The 9455-nt window shown below is 55.0% G+C and carries 9 protein-coding genes; 5 read left to right on the forward strand and 4 right to left on the reverse strand.

All coding sequences use genetic code 11. From position 1 onward, the window contains the following. Positions 1-21: 21 nt before the first annotated feature. Positions 22-867: a serine/threonine-protein kinase gene (locus tag CGZ80_RS06510; RefSeq protein ID WP_094412720.1), complete on the forward strand. Its 846-nt coding sequence runs from the start codon at positions 22-24 to the stop codon at positions 865-867. Positions 868-1023: 156 nt separating this feature from the next. Next, positions 1024-1803, forward strand: a complete 780-nt coding sequence (locus CGZ80_RS06515; protein WP_094412552.1) for an SDR family NAD(P)-dependent oxidoreductase — start codon at positions 1024-1026, stop codon at positions 1801-1803. Positions 1804-1825: 22 nt separating this feature from the next. On the opposite strand, the gene CGZ80_RS06520 is transcribed toward CGZ80_RS06515, so the two are convergent. Next, positions 1826-2869, reverse strand: a complete 1044-nt coding sequence (locus CGZ80_RS06520; RefSeq protein ID WP_103296471.1) for a hypothetical protein — start codon at positions 2867-2869, stop codon at positions 1826-1828. 375 nt (positions 2870-3244) lie between these two features. Between CGZ80_RS06520 and CGZ80_RS06525 the strand changes: the two genes are divergently transcribed. Continuing rightward, positions 3245-3721 (forward strand): 6-pyruvoyl trahydropterin synthase family protein, encoded by a 477-nt coding sequence (locus CGZ80_RS06525; RefSeq protein WP_094412556.1) that lies wholly within the window; start codon positions 3245-3247, stop codon positions 3719-3721. Positions 3722-3774: 53 nt separating this feature from the next. Here CGZ80_RS06525 and CGZ80_RS06530 read toward each other — a convergent pair whose 3' ends face one another. Together CGZ80_RS06530 and CGZ80_RS06535 are read right to left on the reverse strand one after the other, a co-directional pair. Then, positions 3775-4770: an ROK family protein gene (locus tag CGZ80_RS06530; protein ID WP_094412558.1), complete on the reverse strand. Its 996-nt coding sequence runs from the start codon at positions 4768-4770 to the stop codon at positions 3775-3777. Beyond that, entirely contained in the window at positions 4763-5911 is a 1149-nt protein-coding gene (locus CGZ80_RS06535) for a Gfo/Idh/MocA family protein (protein WP_094412560.1), read from the reverse strand. The genes CGZ80_RS06530 and CGZ80_RS06535 overlap by 8 nt, the downstream gene beginning before the upstream one ends. A 433-nt stretch (positions 5912-6344) precedes the next feature. On the opposite strand from CGZ80_RS06535, the gene CGZ80_RS06540 reads away from it, so the two are divergent. Then, positions 6345-7166 carry a LuxR C-terminal-related transcriptional regulator gene (locus CGZ80_RS06540; RefSeq protein ID WP_094412562.1) on the forward strand — a complete coding sequence of 274 codons (822 nt, stop codon included), beginning with the start codon at positions 6345-6347 and terminating at the stop codon, positions 7164-7166. Between the two features lie 452 nt (positions 7167-7618). Next, a complete protein-coding gene (locus tag CGZ80_RS06550; protein WP_094412566.1) occupies positions 7619-8293 on the forward strand; it encodes a DUF1080 domain-containing protein in 675 nt (224 codons plus the stop codon). A 16-nt stretch (positions 8294-8309) separates the two neighbouring features. On the opposite strand, the gene CGZ80_RS06555 is transcribed toward CGZ80_RS06550, so the two are convergent. Further along, positions 8310-9440, reverse strand: a complete 1131-nt coding sequence (locus tag CGZ80_RS06555; RefSeq protein ID WP_094412568.1) for a redoxin domain-containing protein — start codon at positions 9438-9440, stop codon at positions 8310-8312. Between the last annotated feature and the right edge of the window lie 15 nt (positions 9441-9455).

Below are 9455 nucleotides of genomic sequence, written 5' to 3' on the forward strand. Positions count from 1 at the left end.
GCCAATCAAAAGTCCGCCACGATGAACCTTCGCGTCGGTTCGAGACTTGGGAAATACCGTCTTACCAAGCGATTGGGGGAAGGCGGATTCGCGACCGTCTTTGCGGCTGCCGACACGATCGAGGGCCGCCATGTCGCGATCAAAATTCCCGATACCCGTTACATCAGCAACTCGCAATCACTTGACGATTTGCAACGCGAAGTGCGGATCATGGCTCGCCTGGAGCACCCCGGGATTTTGCAGCTGAAGAACGCACAATTCATCGACGATGTCTTCGTGATGGTGTTCCCGATCGGTGACGAGTCATTGGCTGACCGTTTGTGTCGACGGATGTCACGAGCGGTTTGTGTTGACTTTCTCGTGCAGATGGTCGATGCCGTCGCCTTCGCACACGAGCATCGCGTATTGCACCGCGATATCAAACCGGAGAACTTTATCCTGTTTCCAGGAAACGTGATTCGGCTGACGGATTTTGGGCTCGCTCGACTCGAAAACGTTTGTCATGACGTGTCGGCATCCGGCACGCTGGGGTACATGGCGCCTGAGCAGGCGATGGGACACCCGAACTATCGCAGCGATGTATTCTCGTTGGGGCTGGTGCTGTATCGATTGCTGTCCGGCGAGCTGCCTGAGTATCCGTTCGAAGCCCCATTGCCGGGATACAATCGACTTCGGCGCGGACTGGCTGCTGACTTGGTGTCGTTGATTCGAAAGTCGATCGACCCCTCGCCACGAAAGCGGTTTCGTGATGCGGTCGCGATGCGAAACGCACTGACGAAAATTCGGTATCCGCTTTCGGATCGCAGTGTCGTGCAACGGGGACCCGAGTTGCGTTTGCATCGCCGTTCGACGCGCAATGTCGCGTAAGGGGCTTCGGCCGGTGGTACTGTCTGCATTTCGCAGAGCGCGATCACTTCATCGCCGCAATAGCTAGCGGTACTTGCTTGGGGCCCGTGGGTTGGCGTACGTTGGGTGTTGGTTTAGACCCCACCTGACTTTCTCGCATCGAATTGGCCAGCCCCGATGAAGCAACTTCCCGGAATCAAACTATTTGACTTGTCTGACCGCGTGGCAATCGTCACCGGAGGTTCAAAGGGGCTTGGGGCGGCCATGGCAGCCGGTTTGGCATCGGCTGGGGCAAAGATCGCGTTGTGCAGCCGCAATGCGGACGAGGCCCAGCAGGCGGCCGAGGAGATTGCGCAGCAATATGGTGTTGAAGCGATTGGTATCGCCGCCGACGTTGTCGATGCTGACCAAGTTGCCAAGTTGGTCGCAACGGTTACCGAGCGATTCGGCGGGATCGATATCCTGATCAACAACGCCGGGATCAACCTAAGGGGTTCGATCGAGGAGCTGTCCTATGATGACTTTCGAAAAGTACAGCAAGTCAACGTTGATGGCGTTTGGTTGACATGCAAGGCAGTTGTGCCTGAAATGAAAAAACGCGGCGGTGGCCGTATTGTCAATCTGGCGAGTACCTTGGGATTGGTCGGGCTCGCCAACCGCACACCGTACACCGCCAGCAAAGGCGCGATCGTGCAAATGACACGTGCGTTGGCATTGGAATTGGCTGAATCGAAAATCACCGTCAATGCGATTTGTCCTGGGCCGTTCTTGACCCCGATGAACGAACCGATCGCTGATTCCGAAGAGGCAAAAAAGTTTATTGTCGGTGCGGTCGCGATGAATCGCTGGGGCAACCTAGAAGAGATTCAAGGTGCCGCGATCTATCTTTCGAGCGACGCATCAAGCTTCACCACTGGAAGCATGCTTGTCGTCGATGGAGGCTGGACCGCACGTTAGTGCTGAGCCGCTTGCCAGCTGATCAAGGAAAAGCTCGGACGATTTGACCGAGTTTTATCGCGACATCGAGATAGTCGCGGGTGATCTGCTGTTCGATTTCGGAAAGCTCGATTGGCTTTGGCGTCGATGACTTGGCTGTTCCCCGTTGAAAGCGTTGCAAGAATTGTTGGATCGCATTCGGAGCCGGTTTCTTAACGACCGTCGTATGTGCCTCTTCGAGTTTCCGCCGAGCGGTACGAAACTGATGGTGCATTAATTCAATGCTCTTGTCATAGATCGATTCGAGCAGGGGCTGCAATTGCACGTCTTTGAATGCCGCCCCGTCGTCACCGATTTCCAGTTTTCGTAGCTTGCGAACGAGTTTCAACAGATCAGTTGCTTCTTGTTTGCCTAGCTTTTCGTTGACCGAGGTCCATCGGGCGCGGAAGCCGTTTAGGTCAAGGTGATGGTATTGTGACAATGCGTAGTGATGATCACGCATTAATTCTTGTGTCGGGGAGATGCGATGATTTGCTTGGCGGACGAAATCTGAAATCGTCAGGTCGGAGCGTTTGGATTGCGGGTCCACGCGACGAGCTGGTGCAACGCCACTGAGGACGAATGCGAGATCGCCAATCCGATCGCTATCAATGGAAGGGCGAATTGCGGCAGCGATAAAGGGAAAGTACTTACGTGTCGGTAGCTCTTGCGTGAGTTGTTGTGGCGCGTCGTCGGGGGATTCTGCATCGGCGGTCACGACCGTGTCTTCTTCGTCGGCGACATCTGATTCGGAAGTTGCCTGCGTGAGATCACCGGCACTGCTGTCGTGTCCGGTTCCTTCTAGCCAGCCGAGTTGCTGGACCGCATTGAAGACGAAGTTTGCTGCGGCAAGGTTGATGTTTCGCTGCGGTAGTGCGCAGGTGTTTTTGCGGAACTCACTGGCAACTTCGATCGCTTCTTGCCGGCTTAGCGTCACGGGCTCGGAGTAGTGTCCTTCGTCCATTCGATAGACGATGACACAACGGCCGTCACGATAGATTTTGGAGCGAGACTTGCTGACACGCATCGGTTCGGTTCCGCCAGTCACTAAGTGCGGTGAAAAAATTGAACCGCGATTGATACCAGTTCGGCGCCTCTGTGATCCGCGTTTCCAAACTTCTTGGTACACAATTCACTTAAACTGAACACGTTCCAGGCGGAGGCTTTAAGATCCAGCCGGGGGGCGAAGAAGTTGCTGTGAGTGAGATTCCGGCCAACGGAGGATGAATTCTCCCGCTGAAAAATCTCGTTCAGGAGACGGATGATGCCAGTTTGAACGGTGACTCGCGCTAACGGCGCTACTGTCCGGTTTGGGATTTCGCCTTTCACGACAGTTGTCGTCGGTCAATAATGAAGAACTCGGCCGTATTCTGGCCGGCATTCACCCATTTGCCATCTGACTGATCCACACGAGCAATTTGCCATGGCCCTGACCATCATGCGCCGCATCAAGTTTTGCGCCGGACACCGATTACTTCATCATGGTGGCAAGTGCGAAAACTTTCATGGCCACAACTATGTTGCCGATTTCTTTGTGCAGGGCGAGCAACAGGATGATGTCGGTCGTGTGATCGACTTTTCAGATCTGAAAAGTCGCGTCAAAGGTTGGATTGACGAGAACTGGGACCATGGATTTTTAATTCACCAAGACGACGACAATGCGCGAACGGCATTGGAGATGGTGACGCCATCTCGGATTTTTTTGATGCCTTACAATCCGACCGCCGAGAACATGGCAAAGTACTTGCTCGAGGAAATGTGCCCGGCGGCCCTCGATGGCTCAGGCGCGAAAGCCGTCCGCGTACGTGTTTGGGAAACGGACGAATCGTTTGCCGAAGCAAGCCTTGATCCGGTCGGTGGATCAACCAACCTGTATTCCGAAATGGCTGTCGGACAATAACTTTGCGAAGTGGCGCGATTGCTACTTGAGCAGCGTCACTTGTTCAACGCCGGTTAAACTTCCAGACCGGCGGCTTCTTTCGCGAGCGAGATTGCTCCATAGATCCCGGCGTCGGCGCCTAAATCAGAACACACGACGCTGACGTCGTCCGTCGGAAACATTCCGACGTGGCGATCGATTTCTCGCTTGACCACCGTCGTCAGCAGATCGCCTAGCTTTGACACGCCACCCCCCAAGACGATCGTCTGCGGGTGTAAGATCGTCACGACGTTGGCCGCCCCAACCCCGAGATAGATCGCGGCACGCTCGATCGCTTCGGCGATCAGCGGATCGAATTCGGCGGCTTCGGCCATCGTTTCCGGCGACACGCGGTTCATATCTCCGCCAATGATTCGGCGCAGGTTTGGTGCCAGTCCCGATTGAACCAAGCGAATCCCTTCGGCCGTGATCGCCGGTCCGCTTGCCAGCGTCTCCAGGCAACCGTGATTGCCACAGCCACAACGTGGGCCATTCGGAACCATCGTTTGATGACCGAGCTCACCTGCGGCACCGAGCGGCCCTAGACGGACTTGCCCGTCGATTACGACGCCTCCGCCAACACCGGTTCCGATGGAAAAGAACGCGAACGTTGGGTTGTGTTGAGACTTTCCAATTCCGTACCGCAATTCGCCCAGAGTTGCCGTACGAACATCATTGCTGAGCTTCACAGGGCAGTTCAGTGGCTGACCAAGCGTTGATGCGACCGGAACATCGCGCCACTGTGTTGGCAAGTTGGGAAGAAATTTCGTCACGCCAGCTTGGACGTCGATCAAGCCCGGGATTCCCATCCCAAGTCCTGCGAGTGAGCCAGCGGGAACTGAATTGCTCGTCAGCAAACGTGCCACCGCGTCAAGGATCGAATCGAGGACTGGCGTCGGTCGCCCATCGGCTTGGGTGCAGACGCTATCGCGGGCCAAGATCATCCCATGCTGATCGGCAAGAGCGATCTTTGCGGAGGTCCCACCGAGGTCGACGCCAATGAAGAAACATTCAGTTGCTCGATCAGGCATTGTCACTCACCTTAACCCAGGCTTGTTCGCGATGGCTTTTGAGAATCGCTTCACAAATCAATATTTCGTAGTGTCCTTCTTCAAAGGTTGGGAAGGGACGTGCGGCTTGATAGTCGCCAGCGCTGATGTAGCCATAAAAGCTGCGGAAAAGTTGTTTGAAGGTGTCTGGGAAACCTTCGTTGTGCCCTCCCGGATACGACGTCGTTTGCAAAGCAGAAGGGGACAACAAGGCAGGGTCCCGAATGAGTGTTTCGCTCGCCTTGTCGCGATGCCCGATCCACAATGTATTTGGCGATTCGCTATTGAATGCCAACGAAGACTCGCTTCCGGCGAGTTCGAACCGCAAGCAGTTTTTGCGTCCGGCAGTGGTTTGTGAGACCCACAAGTTTCCGTTCGCGCCATTGGCAAAACGGAGCATCACGGATCCACAGTCTTCCGTTTCGACCGCGATGTCTTCCGTGTTCGTAGCCGGCGCAGCGTCTCCGGAAAACGTTTGGGCGCCACCGACCGGGCGTTTTCGAATCGGATGAACGGTTCGCAAGTCGGCGCAGACCTCGGTAATTTTTTGTCCGGTCACAAACTGAATCAAGTCTAGCCAATGGGTGCCGATGTCGGCGATCGCGCGTAAGGCACCGCCGTCTTCTGCCGAGACACGCCAATTGAAATCGGTGGGTTTCAGCAACCAATCTTGAACATAGGATCCGGTGACATGAAAGAGGTCACCGATCCGTCCGTCGGCAACACGTGCGGCGGCTTCATGGCAAAGCGGATAGAAACGAATGTTGTATGAAACGCCAGCGACTGTGTTCGTGTTGCTGGCCAACTGGACCAGTTCACGAGATTGTTTCGAATCCATCGCAAGCGGCTTCTCGCACATCACGTGTTTGCCAGCTTGCAAGACCGCTTTGGCTTGTTCGAAGTGCAAGCGGTTGGGGGAGGTCAAGTGAATGCTATCGACGTCATCTGATTGCAGTGCTTGCTCGAATGTGGTGATCGATGTGGGCAGCCCCAATCGCTCTGCGGCGGCGACTGATTTTTCTGGGCTCGATCCCACCATCCCGGCAACTTCAACGCCTGCGCGGCGGAGTGCTTCGACATGTACGGGGCCAATGAATCCGGTTCCGACAACGATGGCTTTCATCTGGTCAATCGTCAGTGGTTTGTGCAGACGGGTGGCGTGAGGACGCAAGTTTGAGCGCGGTGTTGCAGAAACGCAACCGCCGCGCCGCGGGGTTCATGCGAAGTGTAGCGAAGTCGGCGAACCCTCACGTTGAGCACTCAACGTCATGAGTATTCACCCTACCCCTCCTGTGTCCTCGTACCCGCGTCGGTTTTCCCTCTCATGAGGGTTTGACACTTTCCTTTGTCGGGAGCCCGACCGAGTCAAACACACGGGCGTGTTTGACGCTGTGTGTTCTGCGCTTGCGTGGGACACACGCGCGTAACACACGCTATCGCGGTGAGTGAGGGCGAACGCTCATACAAGCCGATGCAACTGCTGGACGGAGGCCTTCCACATTCGGGTGTGGAGTACCCCCTCTAGTCTTTCCACGTACCTTCTGGGGTTTGAACTGATGATGAATCATCACGAATCTTCGATGGGCTATCCACCAACGCCATTAGCGCAGGTGCGACCCGTCGTCTTTGCCGCAAGCAAAGATTCAGCTTGGCTTTCACGAGTCGGGCAAGCAGCGAGTGCCGAAGGCTATCGCTTTCAAACGTCTCCTTCGATCACGTCTTTGGTTAACCAAGCGGCGTCGACTGAGGAGATCGCCTGCATCTTCCTGGACTATGATCCCAGGATCCAACAATGGTCGAGCATCGAGCAGTTGTTGTTCGAAAAGAACGTTGCCGCACCGGTCGCGTTAGTTTTGGACGAGAACAGCGGCATGTCGGCATCGGAAGCGGTCGCACGTATCGCTCACGTTGTTTCCTTCAACACTATGGAAACACACGAGATCGTCGACTCGATCCGCGACGCGGTTGCCTTGAGCAGCTTGGTCACGCATCAGTTCGATGTCTTGCGTTGCCATCGGCTCTATCAAACGCTTCCCGAGCGTCAGCGAAAGATCGTCGATTTCGTCGTCGAGGGAGCTCCCAACAAGCAGATCGCTACGAAGCTCAAGGTTTCGGTGAAAACGATCGAGCGTGAGCGTCAGAAGGCATACCGTCACCTGAACGTTCGCAGTACCGCCGAGATGACTCGCGTGGTAATTCTCGGCGGGTTGCACGACGTGATCTTCCCGGTCGCACGTGCCCGCAACGGTTTCGTTGATCGTCGAATTGATCAACGGTCCCTCGAACCTTCTAAGGGTTCGTCGATTTCGCCGACTGCTTCCATGCCGTCCGTGATGAACAATCCTTCAATGCCTTCGAGTAGCTACGGTTCTATTTGAGTGTTCGGATTGATAGGGGAAGGCCCCTACGGAAAACGATTGCGACGCAATCACAGAACAAGTTGTGGCACAGCACAATGAGTTCGCCCGCACGAAAACAAGAGCGTGCGAGTAAGACGTCACCGCCAGGTTCCTTTCGGTGTCGTGTGGAAGACTTCCACAAAGGCTTGTCGGGCCGGCCGTAAACCCCGAGGCGGTCGAAGCCCCGATCAACCAAGCCAACAATCTCGTCCGGATTTCCTGTCCGGAAACAATTTGATTTGCAAGTCAAAACGCACAAACGTTGCCCGCGTTTGGGTGTTCTTCAATGACCTTGCCAATCCGCGTGAGCTGGCAGACCGTATCGATGCGTCTTGCCACGAGTGTCAGTCTGCAATCATGCAGGCGATGGCGTATAATGCCGCTCAAGTTCTCTTTGACGAACACTCCCGCCTCTCTCCGAAATCACTCTGATGAAACGAATCTTATCCCGCCTGTTGATGTTGTCCCTTTTGACTTTCGCTGGTCAAGCTTCTGCTGCCGACGGTACCACCTCATTGTTCGACGGAAAAACACTTGACGGGTGGTCCGTCAAAAGCGGCTATGCGACGTACAAAGTCGAAGACGGTGTCATTGTCGGCAAGACCGCCGAAGGATCGGGAAACACCTTCCTTTGCACCGACAAAGAATATGGCGATTTCGAACTGACCTTTGAAGTCAAATGTGATGCCGGGCTCAACTCCGGCGTCCAAATCCGATCGAAACTGAAAAGTGAAAAATCGTCGGATGCCTACGGCGGGCGTATCTATGGCCCCCAGGTGGAGATCGAAAATGGTCCCGGACAAGCGGGGTGGATCTATGGCGAATCGACCGGACGAGGCTGGCTTTCTCCCGAGCCACAATCAGATGACGCCAAAGTCAACCAACATGACTTCTACAAGAACGGCGAGTGGAACGAGTATCGCGTTGTTGCCAAGGGAGCCAACATCAAAACGTTTCTCAACGGCCACGAAATCGCTGACCTGACCGATGAAGCGATTTTCGAAACCCACCCACAAGGCGTCATCGGTTTGCAAGTTCACGGAATTGGTGCGAACTCGGGCCCATTCGAAGTCCGTTGGCGCAACTTGGAAATCAAGTCGCTGTAATCGATTGAGCGATGGCTTAGCCTTCTTCGGCGATCAACTGTTCGATCGTCTCGCGCATTTGCTTTTCACCGGGCGTCTCTTTCCAGTTCATTTCGCCCTGCCACCACCGCCGTAAGTAGCCTTTCTTGTCGATCAGGTACACGGTCGGCCACATGGTGTTGGACCACTGCTGCCAGTTTTTTGATTGAGTATCCATTAGCACCGGATACTCAATCTGTTCGTTCTTGATCGCCGCTTTGACCGCCGATGGGTCACGCTCCCGCGGCGTCTCGGGTGTTTGGATCCCGATGATGACAAGGTCTTCATCTGGGAAGTCGGTCCGCCATGCGTTGTAGTGCGGCAGATTTCGTCGACAGTTAATGCACTCGAATGCGTAGAAGTGAACTGCAACAACCTTGCCACGAAGGTCTTTCAGTTCGATAGGACTTCCTTGCAGCCATTCTCCGCCTTGCAGCGTCAACTCGGGAGCAGAGGGATAGGTCCGTTTGACTTTGGAAAAGTCGAAGCTCTTGCCAGTGACATCGACGAATTTAACTTTTTGCGATGCGGAGAGCTTGTCCATGAACGATGTTCGTTCTTCGTGCTGAAGCCGTTGGATCTGCTTTGCCGCCGCCTGTGAATCCAGTTCACCGGCGCTGACTTTCGATTGAGCGTCTTGTACCGCAGCATCTGTCTTGCGGAAGGTGTCATACAAGGATTGGCGGTCTCGCTCCGTCAATTCCAGTGTGTCCGCGACCGAATCGCGAACAATCATCCGGGTGCCTAACGCCTGGTTGCGAAGTTGGTCAACGCGTCGGAGTTGTTGGTCATCGAGGATCTGTTCCAGTGACGTTTCAAGCTGACGAGTGAGTTCTGCGATTGTTTTGCCACGTTCGTCTGCGGGACGAATACGGACGCGAAACCAGGGTCCATCAATCGCTTCAATGGCGACCCGAATCTGTTGGATTTGATCCGGGGTGAGGTCGAGTTCTCGGTGGACCGCGTCGTCCCGAATCATCTGCAACAACACCGGATTGGTCTCCGGCGGTTGGGCATGCGATTGCGGTGCTGCAGCGATTTGCGCCGCAACAACCGATGACGACCAGTCAATGGAAAACAGACCGGCCGCGGTCAACGCAACCGTCGCCAGCGTCGTTCGGAAAAGCATCGGACATTCCTGTGG

Origin of the sequence: Rhodopirellula sp. MGV, from assembly GCF_002251265.1 — a bacterium.
Taxonomy (GTDB): Bacteria; Planctomycetota; Planctomycetia; order Pirellulales; family Pirellulaceae; genus Stieleria; species Stieleria baltica_A.

Excerpts from the sequence above, each read along its gene's own strand:
- CGZ80_RS06525 (WP_094412556.1), top strand. The coding sequence starts at position 3,245 with ATGGCCCTGACCATCATGCGCCGCATCAAGTTTTGCGCCGGACACCGA.
- CGZ80_RS06510 (WP_094412720.1), top strand. The coding sequence starts at position 22 with ATGAACCTTCGCGTCGGTTCGAGACTTGGGAAATACCGTCTTACCAAG.
- CGZ80_RS06540 (WP_094412562.1), top strand. The coding sequence starts at position 6,345 with ATGATGAATCATCACGAATCTTCGATGGGCTATCCACCAACGCCATTA.
- CGZ80_RS06535 (WP_094412560.1), bottom strand. The coding sequence starts at position 5,911 with ATGAAAGCCATCGTTGTCGGAACCGGATTCATTGGCCCCGTACATGTC.
- CGZ80_RS06530 (WP_094412558.1), bottom strand. The coding sequence starts at position 4,770 with ATGCCTGATCGAGCAACTGAATGTTTCTTCATTGGCGTCGACCTCGGT.
- CGZ80_RS06555 (WP_094412568.1), bottom strand. The coding sequence starts at position 9,440 with ATGCTTTTCCGAACGACGCTGGCGACGGTTGCGTTGACCGCGGCCGGT.
- CGZ80_RS06515 (WP_094412552.1), top strand. The coding sequence starts at position 1,024 with ATGAAGCAACTTCCCGGAATCAAACTATTTGACTTGTCTGACCGCGTG.
- CGZ80_RS06550 (WP_094412566.1), top strand. The coding sequence starts at position 7,619 with ATGAAACGAATCTTATCCCGCCTGTTGATGTTGTCCCTTTTGACTTTC.